This is a genomic window from Brevundimonas sp. DW-iso22 (assembly GCF_058725425.1).
In genome coordinates this window covers 87,615-114,596 of sequence record NZ_JBZXEB010000002.1, presented here as the reverse complement: position 1 = coordinate 114,596, position 26,982 = coordinate 87,615, and the positions used below count along the sequence as shown (strand labels likewise).

Genomic DNA, 26,982 nt, shown 5'->3' with positions numbered 1-26,982 from the left:
GGAGGACGGTCTTTCGCTCTCTCCACTGTCTGAATTTTCGCGGGAAGCCCCGCAGAAGGAATCAAGATGAACCAGGACGTCCTGAACATCTTCAACCCGCTTCCGGTCACTCCGACCTTCGATCAGATCAAGATCGCCCTGGCCTCGCCAGAGAAGATCCGCTCGTGGTCGTTCGGTGAGATCAAGAAGCCGGAAACCATCAACTATCGTACGTTCAAGCCCGAGCGTGACGGCCTGTTCTGTGCGCGTATCTTTGGCCCGACCAAGGATTACGAATGCCTGTGCGGCAAGTACAAGCGCATGAAGTACAAGGGCATTATCTGCGAGAAGTGCGGCGTGGAGGTCACCCTGGCCCGCGTTCGCCGCGAGCGGATGGGCCACATCGAACTGGCCGCCCCGGTCGCGCACATCTGGTTCCTGAAGTCGCTGCCGTCGCGCATCTCGCTGATGCTGGACATGGCCCTGAAGGACGTCGAGCGCGTCCTGTATTTCGAGAACTACATCGTCACGGAGCCGGGTCTGACCCCGCTGAAGCAGAACCAGCTGCTGACGGAAGACGAATTCTATCGCTACCAGGACGAATACGGTGATGACGGCTTCACCGCCGAGATCGGCGCGGAGGCCGTTCGCAACCTGCTGATCGGTATCGACCTGCATGCCGAGGCCGAGCGTCACCGCGGCGAGCTGGCCGACAGCCCGTCCGAGATCAAGGCGAAGAAGGCCTCCAAGCGCCTGAAACTGATCGAGGCCTTCCTGGAATCGGGCAACAAGCCCGAGTGGATGATCATGACCGTCGTTCCGGTCATCCCGCCGGAACTGCGCCCGCTGGTGCCGCTGGACGGCGGTCGTTTTGCGACCTCCGACCTGAACGACCTGTATCGCCGGGTGATCAACCGCAACAACCGCCTGAAGCGTCTGATCGAGCTGCGCGCGCCGGACATCATCATCCGCAACGAAAAGCGGATGCTGCAGGAATCCGTCGACGCCCTGTTCGACAACGGCCGTCGCGGTCGCGTCATCACCGGCGCGAACAAGCGCCCGCTGAAGTCGCTGGCCGACATGCTGAAGGGCAAGCAGGGCCGTTTCCGCCAGAACCTTCTGGGCAAGCGCGTCGACTATTCGGGCCGTTCGGTCATCACCGTGGGTCCCGAACTGAAGCTGCACGAGTGCGGCCTGCCCAAGAAGATGGCTCTCGAGCTGTTCAAGCCGTTCATCTATGCGCGCCTTGACGCCAAGGGCCTGTCGGGCACCGTCAAACAGTCCAAGCGCATGGTCGAGCGCGAGCAGCCGCAGGTCTGGGACATCCTGGACGAGGTCATCCGCGAGCACCCGGTCCTGCTGAACCGCGCGCCGACGCTTCACCGTCTGGGCATCCAGGCGTTCGAGCCCAAGCTGATCGAGGGCAAGGCCATTCGCCTGCACCCGCTGGTCTGTACCGCGTTCAACGCCGACTTCGACGGCGACCAGATGGCCGTTCACGTCCCGCTGAGCCTCGAGGCCCAGCTGGAAGCGCGCGTCCTGATGATGTCGACGAACAACATCCTGTCGCCCGCCAACGGCAAGCCGATCATCGTGCCGTCGCAGGACATCGTCCTGGGCCTGTACTATCTGTCGCTGGTCAAGGACGGCGAGCCCGGCGAGAACAAGCTGTTCGCCAACATGGGCGAGATCGATGCCGCGCTCGACGCCAAGGTCGTGACGCTGCACACCAAGATCAAAGCGCGCTGGACCGAGATGAACGCCGAAGGCGAGGTCATCACCAAGGTGATCGACACGACGCCGGGCCGGATGAAGCTGGGTGCGCTGCTGCCGCACAACGCCAACATCGGCTATCGCCTGCTTGAGAAGAACCTGACCAAGAAGGAAATCGGTAACCTGATCGATCAGGTCTATCGCCACTGCGGTCAGAAGGCGACGGTCATCTTCGCCGACCAGATGATGCAACTGGGCTTCCGCGAGGCGGCCAAGGCGGGCATTTCGTTCGGCAAGGACGACATCGTCATTCCGGAAGCCAAGGCCGGACTGGTGGCGGACACCCGCACCCAGGTCGAGGAGTACGAGCAACAGTACGCCGACGGCCTGATCACCAAGGGCGAGAAGTACAACAAGGTCGTCGACGCCTGGGCCAAGGCCACGGACAAGATCGCCGACGCGATGATGGGCGAAATCGCCCAGCCGCGCGTCCTGATCAAGGGCGAGAACCCCGACATCAACTCGGTGTTCATGATGGCCAACTCGGGGGCCCGGGGTTCGCAGGCCCAGATGAAGCAACTGGGCGGCATGCGCGGCCTGATGGCCAAGCCGTCCGGCGAGATCATCGAGACGCCCATCATCTCGAACTTCAAGGAAGGCCTGACCGTCCTCGAATACTTCAACTCCACCCACGGCGCCCGTAAGGGTCTGGCCGACACCGCGCTGAAGACCGCCAACTCCGGCTATCTGACGCGTCGTCTGGTCGACGTAGCACAGGACTCGATCGTCACTGAGGACGATTGCGGCTCGACGCGGGGCATCACCCTGCGCGCCGTGGTCGAAGGCGGCGACGTGCTGGTCTCGCTGGGTCAGCGGGTTCTGGGTCGCTATGCGGCCGAGGACATCCGCGAGCCGGGCGGCGACAAGGTCCTGTTCCCCGCAGACACCTATCTGCAGGAAGAGGAAGTCGAGGTCATCGACGCGGCGGGCGTGCAGTCCATCAAGGTCCGTTCGGCCCTGACCTGCGAAGCCGAAGCCGGCATCTGCGCCTATTGCTACGGGCGTGACCTGGCGCGCGGTACCAACGTCAACATCGGTGAAGCGGTCGGCGTCATCGCCGCCCAGTCGATCGGTGAACCCGGTACCCAGCTGACGATGCGGACCTTCCACATCGGCGGTACGGCCCAGGTGGCGGAAACCTCGTTCTACGAGGCGACCAACGCCGGTGTCGCCAAGATCAACGGCCCGACCGTCAAGGCGGCGCACGGCGATCTGGTGGCCATGAGCCGCAACGTGACTATCACCGTGGTGGTCGACGGCAAGGACCGCGAGACGCACAAACTGCCTTACGGCGCACGCCTGCGGGTGGTCGAGGGTTCGGACATCAGCCGCAGCCAGCGTCTGGCGGAGTGGGACCCCTACACCTCTCCGATCCTGACGGAAGTCGGCGGCACGATCCGGTTCGAGGACCTGGTCGAGGGTCTGTCGGTCCGCGAGGAAACCGACGAAGCGACGGGCATCGCCCAGCGCGTCGTCAGCGACTGGCGTGCAAGCCCGCGTGGTGCGGACCTGCGTCCGGCCATGGGTGTCACCAACGGCGACGCCTATGCCAAGCTGGCCTCAGGCTCTGACGCTCGCTACCTGCTGCCGGTGGGCGCGGTTCTGTCCGTGAACAATGGCGACGTGGTCAAGCCGGGCGAGATCATCGCCCGCGTCCCGACCGAAGGTGCCAAGACCCGCGACATCACCGGCGGTCTGCCGCGGGTGGCCGAGCTGTTCGAGGCCCGTCGTCCCAAGGACTGTGCGGTCATCGCCGAGATGGACGGCCGCGTGGAATTCGGACGCGACTACAAGAACAAGCGTCGCATCAAGATCACGCCGGAACTGGACGCCGATGGCAACCAGGCTGAACCGGTCGAATTCCTGATCCCCAAGGGCAAGCACATCTCCGTCCACGACGGTGATCTGATCAACAAGGGCGACTACATCATCGACGGCAACCCGGATCCGCACGACCTGCTGCGCATCCAGGGCGTCGAGGCGCTGGCCGAATATCTGGTGAACGAAGTGCAGGAGGTCTACCGACTGCAAGGCGTGCCGATCAACGACAAGCACATCGAGGTCATCGTCCGTCAGATGCTGCAGAAGGTGGAAATCCTGGATTCGGGTGAAACCACCCTGATCCGCGGCGACACCGTCGAAGTGGCCGAAGCCGTTCTTGAAAACGCCAAGGTCGAGAAGCGTGGCGGCCGGATCGCCACCACCCAGCCCGTCCTGCTGGGCATCACCAAGGCGTCGCTGCAAACGCGCAGCTTCATCTCGGCGGCGTCCTTCCAGGAGACCACCCGCGTCCTCACCGACGCCTCGGTCAACGGCAAGAAGGATATGCTGGAAGGCCTGAAGGAAAACGTCATCGTCGGTCGCCTGATCCCGGCGGGCACGGGGGCCTATCTCCGCAGCCTGCAGAAGATCGCCAACGAGCGCGACGCGGTCCTGACGTCCGCCCGCGAAGAGGCCATCGAGGAACTGCCGGCCGATCTGGCCCTGGAGTTGGAGGGCAGCGAAAGCTGATCTTCGGGTTCAGACTGAACTGAAGAAAGCGGTCCCGGAAACGGGACCGCCTTTTTCTTTTTTAGGGCCTATCGCTCGGCCCACGGGGCCTCTCTACGTGAGCGCGTCTGCGTGTTCAGCCTGTTCAGCGCGGTCCGTCGCGGCGATTGGTGCGGACATTTTCGGTTGAGTCAGGACGGAGCGAAGGGTCCAGGTGTGCACCCGCCACGCCCATTCCGAAGTTGGAGCCCGGTCCGTCCTGGGGGCCGACATTGCCGTTGCCGCCCGACAGCGGGCGACGCCGCGCCTCGTATTCAGCCAGTCGTGCGGCACCTTCGCGGGCAAAGCGACTGTCGGTGTCGGGATCGCCGGAGCCGCGCATGGCCGGGGTGCTGTTGGCCGCATTGGCCATGCGGTCTGAGCAGCGGTCACGTTCTGCGGGCGTCAAAAGTTCCGGCGTGCGGCAGGCCAGGTTGCTACCGATCAGGCCGCGCTGAATCCGGTCGCCCAAAGTCTCTGGCCGCACGGTCCATCCCCCGGATGCGGCAGATCCGGAAGGGGCGGGGACGCCCAGTGCCGGTGTAGCGACACGCGGGCTGGGGGCCGAGGGCAGGCCCTGGGCTGCCTCTTCGTCTTCACGTGGATCGCGCAGGGGCAAGGCCTGGCTGGCCGCCGCCTGATCGGGCAGGGTCAGACGGTCGGGCGTGGCTTGCGTGGTTGTCGGCGTCCGGACTCGCGCCGTCTCGTCTCTCAGCATCGGTCGAGGCGCGATGTCGAGGAAGACGACGGGCGGTTGAGGCTGGTTCGGGGCTTCGTTGAATTCAACCGCCTGAAGGCCCAGCACGGCCAGCACGACAGCGTGAAACGCCACCGACGCCGCGACCAGCGCAGGCTTGCGCCACCGCTCGGGCAGTCCCCGCCTGCTGACCTGCGCCGCGTTCATCTGTCCCCCAAACCCCGTTCGAGGACAGGGGAGGGTGTCAGCATGGCGGTATTGGGGCGGGCGTTCCTGATCGACAATGTAGCTTGGAGGAGCTGGCCTTTCGAAGCCTACGGTAAAGGCCCTTCTGCAAATCTGGACATCTGATAGTTTACTCAGACGAACTGGTTGGGCTCATTCTCAAAGAACAAAAATGCCTCTGCTAATAGCGATGCTCGTTGGGCTTGAACTGGTTGGCCAGGAGGTGGCCCCGCAGGTGCATCCGCCAGCGGTGCAGCCTTCTGTAGCCGCGAGGCTGGATAGGTCCTCTACCGCGGCGGAAGGAGAGGTCACGTTGCTATGCGGCTTTGGCCCAGATGGCAGTCTGAAAGATTGTGTCATCGTTTCCGAAACTCCCCCCGACCGAGGTCTTAGCCAATCTGCCTTGGCAACCACTGAACGTGCACGACTATCACCAAGCACCGTCGAAAGTTTTCGGGCTGGCAGTAAGGTTCGCTTCACAATGCGGTTTCCGCTCGTTGAGTGACCGCCCTTGACCAAACCGCCCCTCCGGCGTAGAAGCCGCGCACTTTCGAGGTGTCCGGTTCGCCGGGCGTCGGGATCGTGACAATTGAACGGACGGGCTGTGTCCCGCCGGAACGCCCGAAGCGCGCGTTCCGGTTTTTTCGTTTGGCAGTCATCTCACGGCTCGAAACTCAACCCGGGGCGGCGCAATCGCGTCGTCCGAAAAGAAGGCTCACGAGGCGCTCCGGCCGAAAGGCACACGCCTCCACCGATTTGAAAGAGACGAGACCTCTATGCCGACTATCAACCAGCTGATCCGCAAGCCGCGCCAACCCAAGCCGGTCCGCAACAAGGTGCCTGCCCTGAAGGGCTGCCCCCAGCGCCGCGGCGTCTGCACCCGCGTCTATACGACGACCCCCAAGAAGCCCAACTCGGCTCTGCGTAAGGTCGCCAAGGTTCGCCTGACCACGGGCATCGAAGCCGTGTGCTACATCCCCGGCGAGGGCCACAATCTGCAGGAGCACTCGGTGGTCCTGATCCGCGGCGGCCGCGTCAAGGACTTGCCCGGCGTGCGTTACCACATCCTGCGCGGCGTGCTCGACACGCAAGGCGTCAAGGACCGCAAGCAGCGCCGTTCGCACTACGGTGCCAAGCGTCCGAAGTAAGCGATCCGCTTCTCCATTCGCCGGTGAGAACCGGACCCCTCGATACGTCTTTAGAAGGCCAAGCCCATGTCACGTCGTCACCGCGCCCAGAAACGCGAAGTTCTCCCGGATCCCAAGTACAAGGATCTGATCGTCACCAAGTTCATGAACTACGTCATGTACGAGGGCAAAAAGGCCGTCGCCGAGAACATCGTCTATGGTGCGTTCGACATCCTGGCCGACAAGAAGAAGGACCAGGAAGCGGTCGCCACCTTCCATTCGGCCCTCGACAACGTCGCCCCGTCGGTCGAAGTGCGCTCGCGCCGCGTCGGTGGTGCAACGTACCAGGTGCCGGTCGAGGTTCGCCCCGAGCGTCGCCGCGCCCTGGCCATCCGCTGGCTGGTCAATGCCGCACGCAAGCGCGGTGAGAACACCATGACCGAAAAGCTGGCTGCCGAGCTGCTGGATGCGTCCAACAACCGCGGCACTGCCGTCAAGAAGCGTGAAGACACGCACAAGATGGCCGAAGCCAACCGCGCCTTCTCGCACTACCGCTGGTAAACGCCTTCAAAGCGTCACTTGCGCTGACTATCTAAGGGTTTCCGGCGCGGGCGGTTTGAGCTAAATCGCCCGCGCTCGCTTATCCGCACAGACTGATCTTCCCGAGGGCGCCTGACGCGTCCTGAACTCACTTCAAGGCACGCCTCATGGCCCGTACGCACAAAATCGAAGACTACCGCAACTTCGGCATCATGGCCCACATCGATGCGGGCAAGACGACGACGACCGAGCGGATCCTGTTCTACACCGGCAAGTCGCACAAGATCGGCGAAGTGCACGACGGTGCCGCCACCATGGACTGGATGGACCAGGAGCAGGAGCGCGGCATCACCATCACGTCCGCCGCGACGACCGCCTACTGGAAAGAAAAGCGCCTCAACATTATCGACACCCCCGGTCACGTGGACTTCACCATTGAGGTCGAGCGTTCGCTGCGCGTGCTTGACGGTGCCGTGACTGTTCTGGACGGCAACGCGGGCGTCGAGCCCCAGACCGAAACCGTCTGGCGCCAGGCCGACAAATATTCCGTGCCGCGCATCGTCTTCGTCAACAAGATGGACAAGATCGGTGCCGACTTCGACGCCTCGGTTCAGTCGATCCGCGACCGCCTGGGTGCCAAGGCCGTGCCGATCCAGTTCCCGATCGGTTCGGAGAGCAGCCTGTCCGGCCTGGTCGACATCGTCGAGATGAAGTCGGTCGTCTGGGACAACGATGCCCTGGGTGCCAACTACACCGTCGGTGAAATCCCCGCGGACCTCGTCGACAAGGCCAATGAAGCTCGCCAGTACCTGATCGACAACGCTGTCGAACTGGATGACGAGGCGATGGAAGCTTACCTCGAAGGCACCGAGCCTTCGGTCGAGGTTCTGAAGAAGTGCATCCGCAAGGCTGTGCTGACCGGTGCCTTCTATCCGATCCTGTGCGGCTCGGCCTTCAAGAACAAGGGCGTGCAGACCCTGCTGGACGCCGTGGTCGACTACCTGCCTTCGCCGCTGGACATCCCGCCGACGCCGGGCATCGACTTCAAGACCGAAGAGCCGATCACCCGCAAGGCCTCGGACGACGAGCCCCTGTCGGTTCTGGCGTTCAAGATCATGGACGACCCCTTCGTTGGTTCGCTGACCTTCTGCCGCCTGTACTCGGGCAAGATGGAAACCGGCATGTCCCTACTCAACTCGTCGCGCGACAAGCGCGAGCGCGTCGGCCGCATGCTGCAGATGCACTCCAACGACCGTCAGGACATCAAAGAAGCGTTTGCCGGCGACATCGTCGCCCTGGCCGGCCTCAAGGAAACCCGCACCGGTGACACCCTGTGTGACCCGCTGAAGTCGCCGGTCATCCTGGAGAAGATGGAATTCCCGGCCCCCGTGATCGAGATCTCCGTCGAGCCCAAGACCAAGGCCGACCAGGAGAAGCTGGGCGTCGCCCTGGCCAAGCTGGCATCGGAGGATCCGTCCTTCACCGTCTCGACCGACCACGAGTCGGGCCAGACCATCCTGAAGGGGATGGGCGAGTTGCACCTGGACATCAAGATCGACATCCTGAAGCGCACCTACAAGGTCGAGGCCACCATCGGTCAGCCGCAGGTCGCCTATCGTGAATCGCTGGGTCGCAAGGTCGACATCGACTACACCCACAAGAAGCAGACCGGTGGTACGGGTCAGTTCGCCCGCGTCATGCTGACCTTCGAACCCGGCGAGCCGGGCTCGGGCTTCGTGTTCGAGAACTCGATCGTCGGCGGTGCCGTGCCCAAGGAATACATCCCCGGCGTCGAAAAGGGTCTGAACTCCATCAAGGATCAGGGCCTGCTGGCGGGCTTCCCGCTGATCGACTTCAAGGCGACGCTGACGGACGGCAAATACCACGACGTCGACTCCAGTGTGCTGGCGTTCGAAATCGCGGCCCGCGCCGCCTTCCGCGAACTGAAGGAAAAGGGTTCGCCCAAGCTGCTCGAGCCGATCATGGCGGTCGAGGTCGTGACCCCCGAGGAATACCTGGGTTCGGTCATCGGCGACCTGAACGGCCGTCGCGGCATGATCCAGGGTCAGGACATGCGCGGCAACGCCACCGTGGTGAACGCCTTCGTGCCGCTGGCCAACATGTTCGGCTATGTGAACACGCTGCGTGGCATGTCGCAGGGTCGCGCCCAGTTCACCATGCAGTACGACCACTACGAGCCGGTGCCGCAACACGTCGCCGACGAAGTGATCAAGAAGTATTCCGCCTGATAACTTTGGATAAGCCGGCGGATATTTCCCGCCTTCACCCCTGATAAACTGGATAGAGCCCCTGCTCAGGGGACGGAGAGAAGAGAATGGCCAAGGAAAAGTTCGAACGTAACAAGCCGCATTGCAACATCGGCACGATCGGTCACGTTGACCACGGCAAGACGACGCTGACGGCGGCGATCACGATGACGCTGGCGAAGGCCGGTGGTGCCAAGGCGATGGCCTATGCGGACATCGACGCTGCGCCGGAAGAAAAGGCCCGCGGCATCACGATCAACACCGCGCACGTGGAATATGAGACGGCCAACCGTCACTATGCCCACGTCGACTGCCCCGGCCACGCCGACTATGTGAAGAACATGATCACCGGTGCCGCCCAGATGGACGGCGCGATCCTGGTGGTGTCGGCCGCCGACGGCCCGATGCCCCAGACCCGCGAGCACATCCTGCTGGCCCGTCAGGTCGGCGTGCCGGCCCTGGTCGTGTTCATGAACAAGGTGGACCTGGTCGACGACGCCGAGCTGCTGGAGCTGGTGGAAATGGAAATCCGCGAGCTGCTGAGCTCGTACCAGTTCCCGGGCGACGACATTCCGATCACCGCCGGTTCGGCCAAGGCCGCCACCGACGGCGTGAACCCGGAAATCGGCGAGCAGCAGGTGCTGAAGCTGATGGAAACCGTCGATAGCTACATCCCGCAGCCTGAGCGTCCGGTCGACCTGCCGTTCCTGATGCCGGTGGAAGACGTGTTCTCGATCTCGGGCCGCGGCACCGTGGTCACGGGCCGCGTCGAGAAGGGCATCGTCAAGGTCGGTGAGGAAGTCGAGATCGTCGGCATCCGTCCGGTCCAGAAGACGACCTGCACGGGCGTGGAAATGTTCCGCAAGCTGCTGGACCAGGGCCAGGCGGGCGACAACGTCGGCGTGCTGCTGCGCGGCACCAAGCGTGAAGACGTCGAGCGCGGCCAGGTGCTGTGCAAGCCCGGCTCGATCACCCCGCACACCAAGTTCCTGGCGGAGGCCTACATCCTGACCAAGGAAGAGGGTGGCCGTCACACGCCGTTCTTCACCAACTATCGCCCGCAGTTCTACTTCCGCACGACGGACGTGACCGGCATCGTGCACCTTAAAGAGGGTGTCGAGATGATCATGCCCGGCGACAACGCCGAGCTGAACGTCGAGCTGATCACGCCCATCGCCATGGACCAGGGCCTGCGCTTCGCCATCCGCGAAGGCGGCCGCACCGTCGGCGCCGGCGTCGTGGCCAAGATCGTCGAGTAGTCGCCGGTCTTCCAATCAGCCTCGCTGAGGCTTGTTGAACCGAACAATCAGCCCCGCTGGAGCAATCCGGCGGGGCTTTTTGCTGTGAATTTGTCGCCGGCTACGCGAGGCGTGTTGCAAGGAACCGCGATCCCCGTCTTAACGTTCTTCACTGACGTTAAGGATTTGGTAACTATGATGCGATCGATACGCACCGGCCTGTTCATCGGCATCATCATCGGCATGTCGGCGTGCGCGACCCAGCCCACCGAGGGCTTCAAGCCTGGGGCCTATGGCACAGTCGATGCCGGGCGCAGCGGCAACTGATCGACCTTTGACAGGAAACCGTGGCGCACGCCGGGATTTCCCACTATCATCGTCGGTGCGGACTGCCGACTGTCGCGCCGCGCCGGTTCCGCCTCACTAGATGTTAGCCATCGCCATTGTCGTCGTACTGCTGCTCGTGGTGCTGAACGGCCTGTTCGCCATGACCGAGCTTGCGGTCGTTTCCTCGCGCAAATCCAGGCTGCAGAGTCGCGCCGAGCGGGGAGACAAGGGGGCGAGAGCCGCCCTGAAGCTGTCCGAAAATCCGACCCATTTCCTGTCGGCCGTCCAGGTCGGCATCACCGCCATCGGCATTCTGGCCGGTGCCTATGGTCAGGCGACCATCGCGGGTGAGCTGGACAAGATCCTGACCGCCGCCTTTCCGGCGCTGGATGACTATACCCAGATCTTCTCCACGGCCCTGGTGGTGCTCTGCATCACCTATGTGTCGTTGATCGTCGGCGAACTGGTGCCCAAGCGGCTGGCGCTGATCTTTCCTGAGGCGATCGCGGCGAAGATGGCGGCTCCGATCTCGACCCTGGCGATCGTCCTGCATCCGTTCGTGGTGCTGCTGACGGCCTCGACCTCGGGTATTCTCAAGATCATGGGCGTCAAGGACCGCGACGGCTCTGACGTCACCCAGGAAGAGGTGGAGACCATGATCGCGGAGGGCACCTCCGCCGGTCTGATCGAGCCCGAAGAGCAGGAGATGATCGAGGAGATCCTGACCCTGGGCGACCGGCCGGTGCGGGTGGCCATGACGCCGCGCACGGATGTCTACTGGGTTGCGCTGGACGACACGCCCGAGGTGCTGCGCGAGGAAATCCGCGTCTGTCCCTATTCGCGCATCGTAGTGGCCAAGGACGGTGATCTGGATCACCCCATGGGCGTGGTGCACAAGAAGGACCTTCTGGACAGCCTGCTGACGACCGGCGAGCTGGACGTGTTCAATCACGTGGCCGAGCCCGCCTTCATCCCTCAGTCGACCTCGGTGCTGAAGGCGCTGGAGATTTTGAAGGGCACCCATGTCCACATGGCCTTCATCGTCGATGAATACGGTGCCTTTGAAGGCGTGATAACGGCGACTGATATTCTGGAAATGATCGCCGGCGACTTCAACGAGGGTCACGACGACGACCACGCCTATGTCACCCAGCGTGCCGACGGCAGCTGGCTGGTGGACGGGCGGACCGATCTGGACGAACTGTGCGACATCCTCGGCGAGGATTTCGGTGAGAACGACAGCTTCCACACCGTCGCCGGACTGATTCTGCATCAGCTGTCGCGCCTGCCTGACGAGGGTGAAGTGATGCAGGTCGGACGGTTCGAGGTCGAGGTCATCGACATGGACGACCGCCGTATCGACAAGCTGATCTTCCGACAGGTGGTGAAGCCCGAGGACGAGGCCCGAGCCGTGGCCAGTCATCACGACGATTGATCCTCCCCAATGGGGGAGGAATAGGCAGGATAACCCTTGAAAACCCTGTCCCGGTCGGGCATACGCCCCGGTCTGGCGATGCGCACGCGCCGTTGGGGAAACCCACGGCGCGTTGTGTTTTGTCCGGAACCTGAAGGAGTGTAGCTCAGCTGGTAGAGCATCGGTCTCCAAAACCGAGGGTCGTGGGTTCGAGTCCCTCCACTCCTGCCATTTTACCCCTGTCGCCGCCGGGTGGGACTTCCCATCTGGTGGGCAGGATCAAGAGTTGAAGAGACGATAGATGGCCAAGGCCAAGACCCCCAAGGGGCGTCGCACCCCCACAGCCCAGACTGCCCAGCCCGTGCTGGCGGGTCAGGCCGTGGGCACCGATGCGCCAACGCCGAAGAAGCGGACCTCCATCCCGCAGTTCTTCAGCCAGGTCCGCGCCGAAGGCCGCAAGATCGTCTGGCCGTCGCGCAAAGAGACCTGGATCACCTCGGTGATGGTCTTCATCATGGTCATCATCGCCGCGATCTTCTTCTGGATTGTCGATTGGGGTCTGGCCAAGATCTCGATCCTCGTCCTGTCCTTCGGCCAATAAGGAGACGCGCCCATGACGGATGCAGCGCCCAAGCCCGCCCCCAATCCCCGCCACAAATGGTACATCGTCCAGGCCTATTCGAACTTCGAAAAGAAGGTCGCCCAGCACCTGACCGATCAGGCCAAGCAGCAGGGGCTGTCGGACCACTTCTCCGAAATCCTGGTGCCGACCGAAGACGTCGTCGAGATCCGTCGCGGTCGCAAGGTGAACTCCGAGCGCAAATTCTTCCCCGGCTATGTGCTGGTGCGGATGGAACTGACCGACGAGGCCTATCACCTGGTCAAGAACACACCCAAGGTCACAGGCTTCCTGGGTGCCGCTGGCGGTACCAAGCCACTGCCGGTCTCGGAGCGTGAGGTCCAGAACATCATCGGTGCCGTGGAAGAGGGCGTCGAGCGTCCCAAGCCCACGATCCATTTCGACATCGGCGAGACCGTCAAGGTCATCGACGGCCCGTTCGCCAGCTTCGACGGCCAGGTCGAAAGTGTCGACGAGGATGCGGCCCGCCTGCGCGTCGCCGTGTCGATCTTCGGCCGTCCCACGCCGGTTGATCTGGAATACAGCCAGGTGGAGAAGGTCGCGGCCTGATCGCGCTCTTCATGGATTGAATAAAGCTACGGCGGCCCTGCGGGCCGCCGTTTGCGTTTGGGGCGTCCTTCCGCTATACGCGCGCCTCGCTCTGAACAGGGCGGTGCGGGTTCGCTCGCATAAATCCGTGGGAGGCAGCCATGCCAGACCACGGCTCACCGGTCCTGATTGAGTTCAGGGCCATCACAGGAGAGACCAATGGCCAAGAAGATCCTCGGCTATATCAAGCTGCAGGTGCCGGCTGGCAACGCCACGCCGTCCCCCCCGATCGGGCCCGCACTGGGTCAACGCGGCGTTAACATCATGGGCTTCGTCAAGGAGTTCAACGCGCGCACCGAGAAGGAAGTCAAAGGCACGCCCCTGCCGACCGTGATCACGGTCTATCAGGACAAAAGCTTCACCTTCGTCACCAAGACCCCGCCCGCGACCCACTACATCAAGCAGGCCGCCGGCATCACTTCGGCGTCGAAGCTGCCGGGCCGCGAAGTGGCCGGCAAGATCAAGCGCAGCCAGCTGCGTGAGATCGCCGAAAAGAAGATGAAGGATCTGAACGCGAACGACCTGGACGCCGCGACCAAGATCATCGAAGGCTCGGCTCGCGCCATGGGCCTCAACGTCGTGGAGGGCTGAGCACATGGCCAAGCAAACCAAGGCTCAAAAGGCCCGCACCGGTGACACCCTGGCCCTGATGCCGTTCTCGGACGCCATCGCCGCAGTCAAGGACAACGCCAAGGCCAAGTTCGACGAATCCATCGAGATCGCCGTCAACCTGGGCGTCGATCCCCGTCACGCTGACCAGCAGGTCCGCGGCGTAGTCAACCTGCCGTCGGGTACGGGCCGTGACGTTCGCGTTGCTGTCTTCGCCAAGGACGCCAAGGCTGACGAAGCCCGCGCGGCCGGCGCCGAATACGTCGGTGCCGAGGATCTGTACGAACAGATCAACGGTGGCCTGATGGACTTCGACCGTGTCATCGCCTCGCCCGACATGATGGCCCTGGTGGGTCGTCTGGGTAAGGTGCTGGGTCCGCGCGGCCTGATGCCCAACCCCAAGGTCGGCACCGTGACCCCGAACGTCGCCCAAGCCGTCAAGGACGCCAAGGGCGGTGCGGTCGAGTTCCGCGTCGAGAAGGCCGGTATCGCCCACGGCGGCATCGGCAAGGCCTCCTTTACCCAGGAAGCCCTGGAAGCCAACGTCAAGGCCTACGTCGACGCCCTGAACCGCGCCAAGCCGGCCGGTGCCAAAGGCACTTATGTGAAGCGCATCACCCTGTCGTCCACGATGGGGCCTGGCTTCAAGGTTGATCCCGCCTCGCTGGCCTAACACCGGGCCAGAATCGTCTGGCTTTCGGGACTTCCCGATGTGGCCGGTACTGCGATCACCTGAAGAAACGACAAGAATGGCGGCGGCGGAGAGCGATCTCCGCCGCCGCTTTCGTATTGAAGCGCTAAATGGGAACGGCAGCGTTTGCGGCGCGCTTCCGTCACCACCGCCGTGACGATTGCCAAGGAGTCTGCATGTCCATTTCCAAGCTCGCTGTTCTGGTCGGCAGCGCCCGCCAAGGCTCCATCAATCAGTCCCTGGCGCACGCCCTCGCCAAACTTGCCAAGGGACGGCTTGAGTTCGACTTCGTGCCATTGGTCGATCTGCCCATGTTCAACGGAGATATGGAGAACGATCCGCCCGCCGAAGTCTGGACCTTCAAAAGGCGTGTGGAGGTGGCGGACGGCCTGCTGTTCGTTACGCCCGAGTACAATCGCTCCCTTCCGCCGCTTCTGAAGAATGCCATCGACTGGGCATCGCGCCCCTGGGGTAAAAACTCGTTCAAGGGCAAGCCGGGCGCCGTGATCGGTGCCTCCCCGGGCGCGCCTGGTGCGATGGCCGCCCAACTGCATCTGAGGCAATGCGTGGCAGGCCTGGAGGTTATCATGATGACCCAGCCGGAAGCCTATACGCAGCTGAAGCCGGGCTCGATCGATGACGACCATGTCATCACTGACGAGGGGCAGCGTGAGTTTCTGGATGGCTATGTAACCGCTCTGACGGCGTGGGTCGGCCGGCTGTCGGTACCGGCGTTGCCGGAGCCCGCTCAGGACGATTGACTGAAATTGACGCGCTTGGCTGTTGCAAGGTTCGGCCTAACCTCGAAAGGTGCAGTTTCAGAGGGGGAGCCGTTCCATGCGCATTCTGATCATTGCATTCGCCGTATTGGGGCTGACAGGCTCTGTGGCCCAGGCGCAGGACACTTCCTCGCAAAATCCGTTGGTTGTCGTCGAGACGGATCCCCGTCTGGCGCTGGCCGACCGTTATCTGGCCCTGACCGTCGATCTGGATGTCGACAAGCTGATGCGCGAGCAGATGGAGCAGGGCTTTGCCGGTAGCCCCGCCACGCCCGAGCAGCGGGCATGGATGACCGACCAGATGACCGGCCTGTACGAGGATGTCATCGGCAAGGCCGTGCGTGACATGCGCAGCGACGTCGCGGAACTCTACACCCAGCCCGAGCTGGAGGCCCTGGTGGCGCTGTATGAAAGTCCGCTGGGACCTTCGCTGGCACGCAAGAACATGGAAGCGGGCATGCTGATGCAGGAGGCGATGATGCCGCATCTGATCACAGGCATGACGGATGTGTTCGAGAAATACTGCCTGCGGTTCGACTGTGAGGCTCTGGGGGCGGCGGCGGCCAAGCAGAATGGTCAGGGTCGCTGACGTAATCCGTATACGGACGACTTGACGTCCGGTGGCGGGCGGGCGACGACACCGGCATGTTCGAACCGCCCATCCGTACCCAGCGCGCCGAGCGCCGTCAGGTCGCCGCCCTGTGCTGGCGACGCGGCATTGTGGGGGCGGAGGTGCTGCTGGTCACCTCAAGAGAAACCCGGCGCTGGGTCACGCCCAAGGGCGGTCGAATGCCGGGGCTGACCGACGCTCAGGCCGCGGCTGTCGAGGCGCTGGAAGAGGCAGGCGTGGAGGGCAGGATCGCCGAACACCCGATCGGCACCTTCCGCTATCTGAAATGGCTGAGGCGCGGCGAGGGGCGCTGGTGCGTGGTGTCGCTTTATCCGCTGGAGGTGAAGGTCGAGCACGATACCTGGCATGAGCAGCACCAGCGCGAGCGCAGATGGATGTCGGCTGAACAGGCGGCCGTCAGTGTCAACGAGCCCGATCTGGCTGATCTGTTCAGAAAATTCTCGAAAACTATCGTTGTGTAGGCCGCCAGCTCGCGCAAAAGTCACCCCGACAAGAGGGGGAAAAGTCATGCGTTGGATCATCGCAACCGCGATAGCTGTGCTGGCGACGTCAGGCGTTGCCGTGACACAGTCTCAGGCCCAGACGGCCATGGCCGCTGCGCCTTCGGCACGTCAACTCGATCTGACCCGCCGGTACATCAATCTGATGATGTCAGATCAGCTTGAAGACGCGATCCGTCAGGTGATCGGCGACGACATGGCCAATGACACAGCCACGCAGGCTCTGCCGAGCGAAGACCGCCGCTTCATACTGGACCTGACTGCTGAACTGGTTGCCGATCTGGTGCCTCAGATGGTGGATCAGATGGTGCCGGTCTATGCCGCCGTGTTCACTGAAGAGGAACTGGTGGCCCTGGTCGCCTTCTACGACACCGAGATGGGCCGCTCTATCGCCGACAAGTCCGTCATGATCATGCCTGACTCCAATCGCGCGATCATGTCCGTTATGCCGCAGATGATGGAGAAGATGGCGCATCGCATGTGCGAATATTATAGCTGCACGCCCGCTGAACTACAGGAAATGCGGAGCGGCTTGATGGAAGCTACGGGCGGTTCGCCCTCCGCGACACCAGCCCCGCGCACCAAATAGACCAGGCGCCACAGCATGAGGGGCTGATCGTCCCGGGTGCCGGTCGCGACGGTTGCATGCCGCGACCTTCGTCCCCACAACGAGGGGCATGAACGCACATGTCACGCCCCCGACCGACCACGCCGACGCCCCCCTGTGGGATCTGACCGATCTCTATCCCTCGCGCGAAGATGCGTCGGTGCAGGCCGACCTGGACCGCGCCACCGAGGTGGTGGGCCAGCTGAATGCGCTGGAGGGGCAGCTTGTCGCCGCGCGGGCGGATGCGGCGACGCTGGGTCAGCATCTGGACCGGGCCATCGACTTGTATCAGCAGGCGTCAGACCTGCTGGGGGCCTTGGGCGCCTATGCCTTCCTGTCGGCATCGACCGATCGCGGCGATGCGGCGGCGCAAGGGTTCGAGGGGACGCTGAGAGAGAAGATCACAACCATCGTCACACCCACCGTCTGGGTCACGCTGGAGATCAACCAGCTGGAGGAGGCCGAGATCGAGGCGGCATTGGCCGCCCATCCTGTCGCCGCCCGCTGGACGCCCTGGCTGCGCCGGGTGCGGGCCATGAAGCCGCACGAGCTGTCTCAGGAACTGGAGACCTTCCTGGCCGAGCGTGGGCCGATCAGCGCCCAGTGGCCGCGTTTGTTCGACGAGACCTTGGCCGCCATCCGGGTCCTCGCGGGCAAGGAATATCTGACCTTGGCCGAGGCACTGAACCAGCTGTCGGACGCCAAGGCGACGCGGCGCAAGGCGGCGGCGGAGGGACTGAGCGAAGCCCTGGGGGCACGCACCCAGACCATGGCTCTGGTGCTGAACACCGTAGCGGCAGACAAGGCGCTGGAAGACCGCTGGCGCGGCTTCAAACGTCCCGCAGACGGTCGCCACCTGGCCAATGAGGTCGATGGCGAGGCCGTGGATGCGATGGCCGAGGCGGTGGCCGCCGCCTATCCGCGTCTGTCGCACCGCTACTATGCGCTGAAGGCCCGGGCGATGGGGCGGGCGACCCTGGATCAGTGGGACCGCAATGCGCCGCTGGACGAGAAAATCGCGCCACGTCGCTATGGCTGGAGCCAGGGGCGCGACCTGGTGCTCGAAAGCTTTGCCGATCTGGGCGGCGACTTCGCCGATCGGGTCCAGACCTTCTTCGACAAGCCGTGGATCGACGGACGGGCGCGGCCCGGTAAGCAGTCGGGGGCCTATGCCCACCCGGTGACCGCCGACCGTCACCCCTATGTCTTCCTGAACTGGATGGGCGAGCGGCGCGATGTCCTGACCCTGGCGCATGAGCTGGGGCATGGCGTGCACCAGACGCTGGCGGCAGGGCAGGGCTCCCTGCTGGCCGATACCCCCCTGACATTGGCCGAGACCGCCTCGATCTTCGCCGAGGGGCTGACCTTCGACCGCCTGCTGAAGACGGCACCCAAGGCCGAGCAGCGCGGCCTGCTGGCAGGCCGGATCGAAGACGGGCTCAATACCGTTGTCCGCCAGATCGCCTTTCATCGCTTCGAGACCCGGTTCCACGATGAACGCGTGCGCGGCGAGGTGTCAGTCGAGCGGATCGGCGAAATCTGGCTGGAGGAAATGGGCGCGTCACTGGGCCCTTCGGTGACCCTGAACCCGGGCTATGAGCACTGGTGGAGCTATGTGAGCCACTTCGTCCACTCGCCCTTCTATGTCTATGCCTATGCCTTCGGCGACCTGCTGGTCGCGGCCCTGATGGAGACGCGGGCCAAGGACCCGGAAGCGTTCACGCCGCTGTATCGCGAGCTGCTGGCCGGGGGCGGGACCAAGGGCTACGTAGAGGCGCTGAAGCCCTTCGGACTGAACCCCCGCGACCCGGCCTTCTGGGCCATCGGCACCCGGCGGCTGGAAGGCCTGATCGATCAGTTCGAGGCTCTGGTTTGAGTAGACGTGGTGACGGCGGCGGGCGAGCGTCGGCGTATGCGCCTCCTGACCCTCGCCGCCGCCCTGATTGCCACGCCTGCATGGGGCCAGACCCCGGCGGGAGAGCTTTCTCCGAGCGTTCGTGCCATGGCAGCGGGCTATAAGGCGCTGACGGTCTGCAGCGCCCTGAACAATGCGGCAGCAGCGGGCGGTGAGCGGACGCTTGAGAGTGTCGAGGCCAACGAACTGGTCGGCATCTATCCAGAGCTGGATGGGCTGGTACGTGAGATGCCGGTGGAGATGACGGGCAATCAGACGTCTGTAGTCTGGAGCGATGCCATGCCGCCGCGCGTGGCGGTGTGGGGCGTGGGCCAGGGCTGCACCATCATGCCGGTCGGCTGGATCGGAGAACCGGCCTATGTTCGACCCACCGCACCGCGCAACAATCTGCCGATGGCCACGTCGCCTACGTCCGCTGAGCTGGATGCCGTTACGCAGCGGGCAATGATCGGCGGCTATGGCGAGGGCACCAACACCACGGCTGTGGTCGTCTTGCAAAACGATCGGACGGTGGCGGAGGCCTACGCAGACGGTTTCGGCATCGACACCCCGCAACGCACATGGTCCGTCGCCAAGTCGCTGGCCGGCACGATTATCGGTGCCGCCGTTCAGCGCGGCGAGACTGATGTCAGTGCACCCGCCGCCATCGCCGACTGGAGCCGCGAGGGTGATCCGCGCGCCGCCATTACGCTTGATCAGCTGATGCGGATGGCCTCGGGCCTGACCAGCGACACGGCTGGCAATCGCACGGACGCCCTGTATTTCGGTGGCGTCGGGGTGGACGAGCAGACTACGACCTGGCCGCTGATCGCCACGCCGGGCAGCCGGTACCGCTATGCCAATAACGACACCTTGCTGGCTGTGCTGGCCATCGCGCCGACGTTCGAGCACCAGCCGCCGTCCGAGCTGTTCCGGCGGCTGGGCATGTATGACACCTGGGCGGAGACGGACTGGCGGGGGAATTACATGCTGTCCAGCCAGGTCTGGACCACGGCGCGCGATCTGGCGCGCTTCGGCCAGCTGTATCTGCACGACGGCATGGTGGACGGCGAACGTGTCCTGCCCGAGGGCTGGCGCGACTACGTTTCCACGCCGTCAGGCCCTCAGCCCGGAGGCGAGCAGGGCTATGGCGCGACATTCTGGTTGATGAACCGGTCGGACGGCATTCCCGCTGACACCATCTCCGCCAACGGCAATCGCGGTCAGTATGTGATCATCGTGCCCAGCCGGAACATCGTCATTGTGCGGCGGGGGGAGGATGCGACCGGAAAGCGGTTCGACCCCATCGGTTTCACGCGTGACGTATTGGCGGCGCTGGACTGAAACCTCTGCGAGGAATCGTCGCCTGTGGCTTGAGCGGCCCGCCGTCCCCGCTATAAGGACGCCAGACTGACCCGTAGATTCCGGATAACCGACATGGCCGACCCGCACACCGCCGACGCCCACGACAGCCACGACGCCTACGCGCGCGGCACCCAGGAAATCAGCGAGCAGGTTGCGACCTTCAATCTGTTCCAGGGCCTGACGAAGTGGGGCTCGCTGGCTGTCGCCGCAGTGCTGGCGTTTCTGACCGTCTGGTTCATGCCGGGCGGCAGCTTCATAGCCGGCTTTATCGTTGCAGCAGTTCTGCTGGTCGGCGGCGGCTTCTTCCTGCGCTCGGGCAAGTCCGAGGCGCACTGAACCGGTCACCGGTAAAGCCTCAGTGTGAGTTTTCCAGAATTGGCCGGGCTGTTCATTCAGTCCGGCTTTTTCGTGCCCGGTGGGAGGGGGTCTGCGGCCCGACAGGTGATCCGTGCCCGAAGACACCTCGCACCATGATCGTCGGGCCGCGTCCCGCCTTCTGAAAGCCCGATCAACGTATCAGCGGCATCGGCCCATGCCAGACGCAACCGCACAATTCATGCTGCGACGCAGCATAATATCGACCCGTGTTGCGCCAATGCTTCGGTATGGCTGCGCTTAGGCGACGGCGGTCGTACGGACCGGCACCAGGTGCGGGACGCTGGGGATGGTGCTGACGCTGACGCCCGCTTCGTCCGGGATGGCCAGATAGCCGGCCTTGGCCGCCGCATCGCCCAGGCGGCGGCGCGAGGTCAGGACCACCAGGGGGGCGGCGAACAGCAGGGGCAGGACGACCGGGGCAAACCAGACGATCATGTCGGGACGCACCACCAGACCTGCGCAGAACATCAGGCCGGTGGCCATCTGCCAGCGCATGGACTTGAAGGCGGCGGACCAGCTGACGCCGTCGGTATCGCGGTCCTGGGTCTGCCAGCCGGCGTCGTGGCCGAGCGCAATCTGGATGATGGCCTTGGTGGAGGCGACCATCATGATCGGGGCGATCAGGGCGGACAGCAGGATTTCCAGCGCCATGCCCTTGACGATCTGTCGGGCCCCACCGAAGGCGCGGCGTTCGCGCGGGCGGCTGAGGACCAGCAGGGCCCCCATGATCTTGGGTCCGATCAGCAGCACGCCCGACAGCAGGGTCGCCAGCATGAAGGGCGTGAACTGTGGGTTCAGCATATAGCCGAAGGACGCCCAGTCGATCGGGTACTGCATCTGGATGACCATGCCCGCGACCAGCGACGCCAGCCACAGGGGCGACGAGAAATAGGCCATGAAGCCCATGACCATCTGGGTGCGGCTCATCAGGCTGAGACTGCGGGTCTTCAGCAGGCCCAGGTGCTGCATATTGCCCTGGCACCAGCGGTGGTCGCGGCGGATGAAGTCCAGCATGGTCGAGGGGGTTTCCTCGCAACTGCCGTCCAGGGCTGCGGTGACGTGCACGGCCCAGCCGCCACGACGCAGCAGGGCGGCCTCAACCGTGTCGTGGCTCAGGATCGCGCCGCCGAAGGGCTCGCGACCCGGCAGGACGGGCAGGTGGGCACACGATGCAAAGGCTTCGGTCCGCAGGATGGCGTTGTGGCCCCAGTAGCTGGCCTCGGCACCGGCCCACCAGGCCAGGCCGGCGGCGGCGACGCGGCCGTACAGGCGCACGCTGAATTGCGACACGCGCGCGAACAGGGTCTGGCCCTTGATGATGGTCGGTGTGGTCTGCAGCAGGCCGATGCCGGGATTGCGCTCCATGCAGTCGACCATGCGCAGGATGGTCTCGCCCGCCATGGTGCTGTCGGCGTCGAGCACCAGCATGAAGGGATAGGCCCCGCCGAAACGGTGGGTCCATTCGGCGATGTTGCCGCATTTGCGCTCGATGTTCTTCTCGCGGCGGCGATAGAAGACCCGGCTGTGGGCATGGGCGCGGAAGCCCAGATAGGCCTGATGCTCCTGATCGGCGGCCTCGGCCTTGGTCGAATCGCTCAGCACGAAGATGTCGAAGGCACCGGACACGCCCAGGCGGGCCAGGGAGTTGTCGATAACGGCCAGACGCGCGAAGGCGGCGCGGGCGTCCTCGTTATACAGCGGCATCAGCAGCGCCGTGCGCTGCGTCGGCTCCGGCGGATGCGGGCGGAACTTCAGGTCTTCCTGTTCGCGACCGGTCAGCAGCACCCAGAAGCCGATGGCGGCGCTGGAGAACCAGCAGGCGATGGCGGTGATCAGCACCAGGAAAAGACCCAGGGCCGCGATCTCCAGCGCATCGAAGCCATGACGGGCGTACAGGGCCACAGGCGCAATGGCGGCCAGGGCGGTGACGATGACGGTCAGGGCGGTCAGGATCAGGCGGCGACGGCCGATCGAGACGGGCGAGGTGGCGGGGGCGGCACGCTTGACGAAGGCATCGCGGCTGTCCAGCGACTGGCGCGGCATGGCCATGGGAGCCTCTTCGGGCAGCCAGGTCCAGGCAGGCCGCGTGGACTCGAGGTCCAGCGGGGCATTGGCGGCGTCGATCCGTGTCGCGAGCAAAGTCATTCGGTGCGGGCCTTTGATCCAGATTCCGGTCCGAAGAACCGGGCGGGATTGCTGCATTGCAGCACAGGCGCAATGTCGATCACTTTCACGCGATTATCAATCACGGAATGGTGATATGACGAAAAAATATGGAACCGGACCGCTTTAGGGCGCGAGGTCGTCCGGACTGTGGCGATCGGCGTGGGTTCTAAGCCGCCGCTCAAGCACGAAGGCGGCGATCCCGACCCACCCGACCAGAATGATCGCATAGGCCCGTTCCCACCAGCCGACATTGGCCGGATTGACCGTGCCGGGCAGGACCATGTGGTGGGTGAAGACCGTCAGGATGGCCATGGCCACGAAGGTCACGAACAGAAACACCTTCAGCCGCCGCAGATCGACATGGCTCCACAGCCCCCACAGCAGCAGCAGGGGCGCGATCTGGATGCCAAGGCCGAGGTTGATCGCCATGTGCCGCGGGTCTGGCCAGGGATAGAGGCTGGACACCGACAGGCCGATTCCGGCCAGGATGAAGACCACGGCTGTCAGCGACGCGACGATCCAGCGCTCCGTCAGGCCGTGGATGGCCAGGCCGAAGCCGACGCCTGCGCCCATGCACATCAGGCCCGCGATGAAGACCCCGCCATTGAAGATCAGGGGCAGGGGGGCCGAGGCCCCGCCCAGTTCGCTCAGATACTGCCGCGCATGATCGAAGCCCGGATAGGTCGCGACCCCGATCAGCACCGCGACCAGTGCCAGCAGTGGCGCGGCCATGCCGACGATCAGCAGTCGGCGACGGCGGGCATAGCGGGGCCGCACGATCGTGTCGGGCAGGGGCTTCAACCCCCACAGCGGCCGGATCAGGGGAATGCGCCTGACGATCTCATAGATCAGCAGGCTGACGCCAAAGGTGATCCCGACCAGGGCCGCCGCTTCCAGCGCAGCGGGCAGGTTGGCGGGGCGGATGAACCAGACGGCCACGACCAGCACCGTCTGATGCGCGAGGTAAAGCGTGAAAGTGGCATCCACCAGATAGCGCAGGGCCGGTCCCGAGGCCTGTCTCAGATAGCGGCTGCCATAACCCAGGATGGCGGCGATCACGGCCCACTGGTCGATGCCGAAGACGATGGCGCGCGGAATGCCGAACCAGGTCGCGCCGCCGGGATGGGCCGCCTGCGCCATCATGATCGGCAAGGCGATCAGGGCGACGATGGCGGCCGTCCGCCGGTGCCGCTCCAGCCCGGCCCAAAGCCCTTCGTGGCGCACCATCAGGAAGCCGAACAGAAAGGCCCCCAGCGACAGGAAGTGATTGTAGCCGTCCCAGCTCAACCGGTTGGTGATGCCGAACAGCGGAAACAGCACGATGCGGATGCCGATCAGATAGGCGATCGGCACGACCAGCACCCGCCACCCCGCCGTGGCCCGGACCAGCCATCCCTCCAGCCGCACCATTAGCGCCGGACGCGTCATCAGGGCGACGGCCACCAGGCTGTAGACCGCGATATAGACGATGAACCACAGGTGGTTGACCGGCACGCCATTGGACAGTCCGCTCGGCCCGAACTCATGCACCAGCCAGTCGATGAAGGTGCCGCTGAACCCGCCTTTGTCGATGGCCTCGATCCACGACTGGATCGGCACCAGCACCACTGTGCCGAAGAGTAGCGGCGGGATCAGCCGCTCGGCCCTGTCCCTCAGCGTGCGCTGGGGCGTGCGCCGCGCCGCCATCAGCCGCAGCGCGGCCCCCGACACCAGGAACAGAAGCGTCAGCCGCCAGGGATTGGTGATCAGCAGGGCCTCATGCAGCCAGCCGAAGGTGTGGGCGCTGTGCACGTGCCAGTCGTAGGGGGCATAGACCAGCGCCACATGATACAGGATCAGCAGGCCGAACGCCGCCACCCGGATCCAGTCCAGGTCGTTTCGACGCGTGCTGAGGGCAGGGGTCTGGCTCACGCGGCGTCTATGGTCGAGCCGCCGGTTTCTGTCCATGCGACAACGCTTTGACGCGCCGCGCCGGAACGGCCTAACGTCGGTTCAACGAGACTGGACGGAGGGATTCGCGTGGGCCTGACCATCGCCGTGACCCGCGAACGCCGCGAAGGCGAAACGCGCTGTGCCGTCACCCCTGACACGGTCAAGGCCTTGATCAAGCTGGGCGCGGCCGTGACGGTCGAGGCCGGGACGGGGGCGGGCTCCTACATCCCCGATGCGGACTATGCCGCCGCGGGCGCGACGGTCGCCGCCGACACGCGCAGCACGCTGGAGGGGGCCGACATCGTCCTGAAGGTGCGCGGCCCGACGGCCCAGGAAACCAGCGCTTTGAAACCCGGCGCGATCGTTGTGGCCATGCTGGATGCCTATCGCGAAAAGGAGACGGTCCAGGCCCTGTCCGGCGCGGGCATCACGGCCTTCGCCATGGAATTCGTACCGCGCATCACCCGCGCCCAGGTCATGGACGTGCTGTCGTCCCAGGCCAATCTGGCGGGCTATCGCGCCGTGATCGAGGCGGCGGCGGCCTTCGGCAAGGGCTTCCCCATGATGATGACGGCGGCGGGCACCGTCGCCCCGGCCAAGGTCTTCGTGATGGGCGTGGGCGTCGCGGGCCTTCAGGCCATTGCCACCGCCCGACGCCTGGGCGCGGTCGTCACTGCCACCGACGTGCGCCCGGCCACCAAGGAACAGGTCGAGAGCCTGGGAGCCAAATTCCTCGCCGTCGAGGACGAGGAGTTCAAGAATGCCCAGACCGCCGGTGGCTATGCCAAGCCCATGTCGCCGGAATACCAGGCCAAACAGGCGGTCCTGACCGGCGAACACATCAAGAAGCAGGACATCGTCATCACCACGGCCCTGATCCCCGGCCGGGCCGCGCCCGTGCTGGTCACCGCCGATCAGGTGGCGACGATGAAGCCCGGCTCGGTCATCGTCGACCTGGCCATCGAGAACGGCGGCAATGTCGAGGGTGGCCGGCTGAACGAGGTCGTTACCACCCCCAACGGCGTCCAGATCGTCGGCCACGCCAACCTGCCGGGCCGGATCGCGGCAGACGCCTCCGCCCTCTACGCCCGCAACCTGTCGGCCTTCGTCGGCCTGCTCATCAAGGACGGGGCGCTGGCGCTGGATCTGGAGGACGAAATCCTCAAGGCGGCGGTCGTCACCCACGGCGGAGCCGTGGTGCATGAGGGCGTCAAGGAGTGAGTGAAGACGAGCTCTATTTCAGAGGTAGTGTTGGTTTAGGAGCCGTGGTCGGTTTCCTGACTTTCGTCGGATGTTGGATATACGCAGTCCAATCTTGGGGTTGGTTTCTTGGAATTGCATTTGGGTGGATTCCCGCTGCCATAATCGGCGTTATCGCTGGACTCCTCGCAGGGCTGCTTTGGCCCCTGATACTTCTAGCTGTGCTCGGCATTTTCTTGTGGTCACAATACGCAGGCTAACTATGGAACACGTCGATCCCACCATCTTCCGCCTGGCCATCTTCGTGCTGGCGATCTTCGTCGGCTACTATGTCGTCTGGTCGGTGACGCCGGCGCTGCACACGCCGCTGATGGCCGTAACCAATGCCATTTCCAGCGTGATCGTGGTCGGCGGCCTGATCGCGGCGGCGGCGCTCAGCGGTGACGCGGGGCCCAATGGCTGGATCGCCAAGGGGGCAGGCGTCGCGGCGGTAACCCTGGCCAGCGTCAACATCTTCGGCGGCTTCATGGTCACGCGGCGCATGCTGGCCATGTACCGCAAGAAGGAAAAGCCCAAGGTCGAGGTGAAGTCCGCGTGACCACAGACATCGTCCCCTTCGCGGTCGGCGCGTCCTGGGTCGCCTCGGCGATCGGGGTGGCTCTGTGGCTGTGGAGCTGGTTCGGCGCGCGTGATGCCATCGCCAAGGTGCGGTTCCTGGACTGCGGCATGGTGCTGTTGTTCTCGTCGGTCCTGCTGCGCATCGTGGCGCAGGACAAGCCGATGGGGGTGTTCGACTGGGCGATGGTGCTGCTGGGGCCGCTGTTCATCGCGGCGGGGCTGTGGCGACTGGGTCGGACCGCGTGTCCGCCGCCGGGTCGTTGAGAGA

At 64.3% G+C, this 26,982-nt stretch carries 25 protein-coding genes and 1 tRNA gene; 23 read left to right on the top strand and 3 right to left on the bottom strand.

Annotation, left to right across the window (positions count from 1 at the left end):
- Positions 1-66: 66 nt before the first annotated feature.
- Positions 67-4,263, top strand: a complete 4,197-nt coding sequence (gene rpoC, locus AC4PRM_RS00595) for a DNA-directed RNA polymerase subunit beta' (RefSeq protein ID WP_373255591.1) — start codon at positions 67-69, stop codon at positions 4,261-4,263.
- Between the two features lie 124 nt (positions 4,264-4,387).
- Here the strand turns inward: rpoC and AC4PRM_RS00590 are convergent, their stop codons facing one another.
- Entirely contained in the window at positions 4,388-5,185 is a 798-nt protein-coding gene (locus AC4PRM_RS00590) for a hypothetical protein (protein ID WP_492038409.1), read from the bottom strand.
- Positions 5,186-5,375: 190 nt separating this feature from the next.
- On the opposite strand from AC4PRM_RS00590, the gene AC4PRM_RS00585 reads away from it, so the two are divergent.
- From AC4PRM_RS00585 to AC4PRM_RS00495, 19 genes are all read left to right on the top strand, one after another.
- The gene (locus AC4PRM_RS00585) at positions 5,376-5,708 is read left to right on the top strand and encodes an energy transducer TonB family protein (RefSeq protein WP_492038408.1); all 333 of its coding nucleotides are present in this window, start codon (positions 5,376-5,378) and stop codon (positions 5,706-5,708) included.
- A gap of 271 nt (positions 5,709-5,979) precedes the next feature.
- Positions 5,980-6,351 (top strand): 30S ribosomal protein S12, encoded by a 372-nt coding sequence (gene rpsL / locus AC4PRM_RS00580; RefSeq protein ID WP_055832311.1) that lies wholly within the window; start codon positions 5,980-5,982, stop codon positions 6,349-6,351.
- Positions 6,352-6,417: 66 nt separating this feature from the next.
- Positions 6,418-6,891: a 30S ribosomal protein S7 gene (gene rpsG / locus AC4PRM_RS00575; protein ID WP_373255589.1), complete on the top strand. Its 474-nt coding sequence runs from the start codon at positions 6,418-6,420 to the stop codon at positions 6,889-6,891.
- Positions 6,892-7,037: 146 nt separating this feature from the next.
- Positions 7,038-9,119 carry an elongation factor G gene (gene fusA / locus AC4PRM_RS00570; protein WP_373255588.1) on the top strand — a complete coding sequence of 694 codons (2,082 nt, stop codon included), beginning with the start codon at positions 7,038-7,040 and terminating at the stop codon, positions 9,117-9,119.
- Positions 9,120-9,205: 86 nt separating this feature from the next.
- Positions 9,206-10,396 carry an elongation factor Tu gene (gene tuf / locus AC4PRM_RS00565; RefSeq protein WP_373255587.1) on the top strand — a complete coding sequence of 397 codons (1,191 nt, stop codon included), beginning with the start codon at positions 9,206-9,208 and terminating at the stop codon, positions 10,394-10,396.
- Positions 10,397-10,570: 174 nt separating this feature from the next.
- Complete coding sequence (locus AC4PRM_RS00560; RefSeq protein WP_373255586.1) at positions 10,571-10,702, top strand: hypothetical protein; 132 nt, start codon at positions 10,571-10,573, stop codon at positions 10,700-10,702.
- Positions 10,703-10,802: 100 nt separating this feature from the next.
- Positions 10,803-12,137, top strand: coding sequence for a hemolysin family protein (locus AC4PRM_RS00555; protein WP_373255585.1), 1,335 nt, complete (start codon positions 10,803-10,805; stop codon positions 12,135-12,137).
- Positions 12,138-12,271: 134 nt separating this feature from the next.
- Positions 12,272-12,347 (top strand) — tRNA-Trp (locus AC4PRM_RS00550).
- A 70-nt stretch (positions 12,348-12,417) separates the two neighbouring features.
- Positions 12,418-12,717, top strand: a complete 300-nt coding sequence (gene secE / locus AC4PRM_RS00545) for a preprotein translocase subunit SecE (protein ID WP_373255584.1) — start codon at positions 12,418-12,420, stop codon at positions 12,715-12,717.
- Between the two features lie 12 nt (positions 12,718-12,729).
- Positions 12,730-13,305, top strand: coding sequence for a transcription termination/antitermination protein NusG (nusG, locus tag AC4PRM_RS00540; protein ID WP_292172337.1), 576 nt, complete (start codon positions 12,730-12,732; stop codon positions 13,303-13,305).
- Positions 13,306-13,503: 198 nt separating this feature from the next.
- The gene (gene rplK, locus AC4PRM_RS00535; protein WP_292172344.1) at positions 13,504-13,935 is read left to right on the top strand and encodes a 50S ribosomal protein L11; all 432 of its coding nucleotides are present in this window, start codon (positions 13,504-13,506) and stop codon (positions 13,933-13,935) included.
- Between the two features lie 4 nt (positions 13,936-13,939).
- Positions 13,940-14,626 carry a 50S ribosomal protein L1 gene (rplA, locus tag AC4PRM_RS00530; RefSeq protein ID WP_292172347.1) on the top strand — a complete coding sequence of 229 codons (687 nt, stop codon included), beginning with the start codon at positions 13,940-13,942 and terminating at the stop codon, positions 14,624-14,626.
- A 194-nt stretch (positions 14,627-14,820) separates the two neighbouring features.
- Entirely contained in the window at positions 14,821-15,405 is a 585-nt protein-coding gene (locus AC4PRM_RS00525) for an NADPH-dependent FMN reductase (protein WP_492038407.1), read from the top strand.
- A gap of 76 nt (positions 15,406-15,481) precedes the next feature.
- Positions 15,482-16,012, top strand: a complete 531-nt coding sequence (locus AC4PRM_RS00520; protein ID WP_492038406.1) for a DUF2059 domain-containing protein — start codon at positions 15,482-15,484, stop codon at positions 16,010-16,012.
- A gap of 56 nt (positions 16,013-16,068) precedes the next feature.
- On the top strand, positions 16,069-16,515 hold the full coding sequence (locus AC4PRM_RS00515) for an NUDIX hydrolase (protein WP_492038405.1): 447 nt from the start codon (positions 16,069-16,071) through the stop codon (positions 16,513-16,515).
- A gap of 46 nt (positions 16,516-16,561) precedes the next feature.
- Complete coding sequence (locus AC4PRM_RS00510; protein ID WP_492038404.1) at positions 16,562-17,143, top strand: DUF2059 domain-containing protein; 582 nt, start codon at positions 16,562-16,564, stop codon at positions 17,141-17,143.
- 88 nt (positions 17,144-17,231) lie between these two features.
- Complete coding sequence (locus AC4PRM_RS00505) at positions 17,232-19,037, top strand: M3 family oligoendopeptidase (protein ID WP_492038403.1); 1,806 nt, start codon at positions 17,232-17,234, stop codon at positions 19,035-19,037.
- Positions 19,038-19,073: 36 nt separating this feature from the next.
- Positions 19,074-20,399, top strand: a complete 1,326-nt coding sequence (locus AC4PRM_RS00500; protein WP_492038402.1) for a serine hydrolase domain-containing protein — start codon at positions 19,074-19,076, stop codon at positions 20,397-20,399.
- A gap of 93 nt (positions 20,400-20,492) precedes the next feature.
- A complete protein-coding gene (locus AC4PRM_RS00495) occupies positions 20,493-20,756 on the top strand; it encodes an aa3-type cytochrome c oxidase subunit IV (RefSeq protein ID WP_373255576.1) in 264 nt (87 codons plus the stop codon).
- Positions 20,757-21,035: 279 nt separating this feature from the next.
- Here the strand turns inward: AC4PRM_RS00495 and mdoH are convergent, their stop codons facing one another.
- Both mdoH and AC4PRM_RS00485 read right to left on the bottom strand, forming a co-directional pair.
- Entirely contained in the window at positions 21,036-22,943 is a 1,908-nt protein-coding gene (mdoH, locus tag AC4PRM_RS00490; RefSeq protein ID WP_492038401.1) for a glucans biosynthesis glucosyltransferase MdoH, read from the bottom strand.
- A 144-nt stretch (positions 22,944-23,087) separates the two neighbouring features.
- A complete protein-coding gene (locus AC4PRM_RS00485; RefSeq protein ID WP_492038400.1) occupies positions 23,088-24,875 on the bottom strand; it encodes an acyltransferase family protein in 1,788 nt (595 codons plus the stop codon).
- A gap of 108 nt (positions 24,876-24,983) precedes the next feature.
- Here AC4PRM_RS00485 and AC4PRM_RS00480 point away from each other — a divergent pair, with 108 nt between their 5' ends.
- The 3 genes from AC4PRM_RS00480 to AC4PRM_RS00470 all read left to right on the top strand — a co-directional run bounded on the left by AC4PRM_RS00480 (position 24,984) and on the right by AC4PRM_RS00470 (position 26,978).
- Positions 24,984-26,117 (top strand): Re/Si-specific NAD(P)(+) transhydrogenase subunit alpha, encoded by a 1,134-nt coding sequence (locus tag AC4PRM_RS00480; protein WP_492038399.1) that lies wholly within the window; start codon positions 24,984-24,986, stop codon positions 26,115-26,117.
- Positions 26,118-26,358: 241 nt separating this feature from the next.
- A complete protein-coding gene (locus AC4PRM_RS00475) occupies positions 26,359-26,694 on the top strand; it encodes an NAD(P) transhydrogenase subunit alpha part 2 (RefSeq protein ID WP_492038398.1) in 336 nt (111 codons plus the stop codon).
- A complete protein-coding gene (locus AC4PRM_RS00470) occupies positions 26,691-26,978 on the top strand; it encodes a hypothetical protein (RefSeq protein ID WP_373255571.1) in 288 nt (95 codons plus the stop codon). Before AC4PRM_RS00475 ends, AC4PRM_RS00470 begins: the two co-directional genes overlap by 4 nt.
- Positions 26,979-26,982 lie beyond the last annotated feature (4 nt).

Coding starts and splice junctions, on each gene's coding strand:
- rpoC (WP_373255591.1), top strand. CDS start 67: ATGAACCAGGACGTCCTGAACATCTTCAACCCGCTTCCGGTCACTCCG.
- AC4PRM_RS00590 (WP_492038409.1), bottom strand. CDS start 5,185: ATGAACGCGGCGCAGGTCAGCAGGCGGGGACTGCCCGAGCGGTGGCGC.
- AC4PRM_RS00585 (WP_492038408.1), top strand. CDS start 5,376: ATGCCTCTGCTAATAGCGATGCTCGTTGGGCTTGAACTGGTTGGCCAG.
- rpsL (WP_055832311.1), top strand. CDS start 5,980: ATGCCGACTATCAACCAGCTGATCCGCAAGCCGCGCCAACCCAAGCCG.
- rpsG (WP_373255589.1), top strand. CDS start 6,418: ATGTCACGTCGTCACCGCGCCCAGAAACGCGAAGTTCTCCCGGATCCC.
- fusA (WP_373255588.1), top strand. CDS start 7,038: ATGGCCCGTACGCACAAAATCGAAGACTACCGCAACTTCGGCATCATG.
- tuf (WP_373255587.1), top strand. CDS start 9,206: ATGGCCAAGGAAAAGTTCGAACGTAACAAGCCGCATTGCAACATCGGC.
- AC4PRM_RS00560 (WP_373255586.1), top strand. CDS start 10,571: ATGATGCGATCGATACGCACCGGCCTGTTCATCGGCATCATCATCGGC.
- AC4PRM_RS00555 (WP_373255585.1), top strand. CDS start 10,803: ATGTTAGCCATCGCCATTGTCGTCGTACTGCTGCTCGTGGTGCTGAAC.
- secE (WP_373255584.1), top strand. CDS start 12,418: ATGGCCAAGGCCAAGACCCCCAAGGGGCGTCGCACCCCCACAGCCCAG.
- nusG (WP_292172337.1), top strand. CDS start 12,730: ATGACGGATGCAGCGCCCAAGCCCGCCCCCAATCCCCGCCACAAATGG.
- rplK (WP_292172344.1), top strand. CDS start 13,504: ATGGCCAAGAAGATCCTCGGCTATATCAAGCTGCAGGTGCCGGCTGGC.
- rplA (WP_292172347.1), top strand. CDS start 13,940: ATGGCCAAGCAAACCAAGGCTCAAAAGGCCCGCACCGGTGACACCCTG.
- AC4PRM_RS00525 (WP_492038407.1), top strand. CDS start 14,821: ATGTCCATTTCCAAGCTCGCTGTTCTGGTCGGCAGCGCCCGCCAAGGC.
- AC4PRM_RS00520 (WP_492038406.1), top strand. CDS start 15,482: ATGCGCATTCTGATCATTGCATTCGCCGTATTGGGGCTGACAGGCTCT.
- AC4PRM_RS00515 (WP_492038405.1), top strand. CDS start 16,069: ATGTTCGAACCGCCCATCCGTACCCAGCGCGCCGAGCGCCGTCAGGTC.
- AC4PRM_RS00510 (WP_492038404.1), top strand. CDS start 16,562: ATGCGTTGGATCATCGCAACCGCGATAGCTGTGCTGGCGACGTCAGGC.
- AC4PRM_RS00505 (WP_492038403.1), top strand. CDS start 17,232: ATGAACGCACATGTCACGCCCCCGACCGACCACGCCGACGCCCCCCTG.
- AC4PRM_RS00500 (WP_492038402.1), top strand. CDS start 19,074: ATGCGCCTCCTGACCCTCGCCGCCGCCCTGATTGCCACGCCTGCATGG.
- AC4PRM_RS00495 (WP_373255576.1), top strand. CDS start 20,493: ATGGCCGACCCGCACACCGCCGACGCCCACGACAGCCACGACGCCTAC.
- mdoH (WP_492038401.1), bottom strand. CDS start 22,943: ATGACTTTGCTCGCGACACGGATCGACGCCGCCAATGCCCCGCTGGAC.
- AC4PRM_RS00475 (WP_492038398.1), top strand. CDS start 26,359: ATGGAACACGTCGATCCCACCATCTTCCGCCTGGCCATCTTCGTGCTG.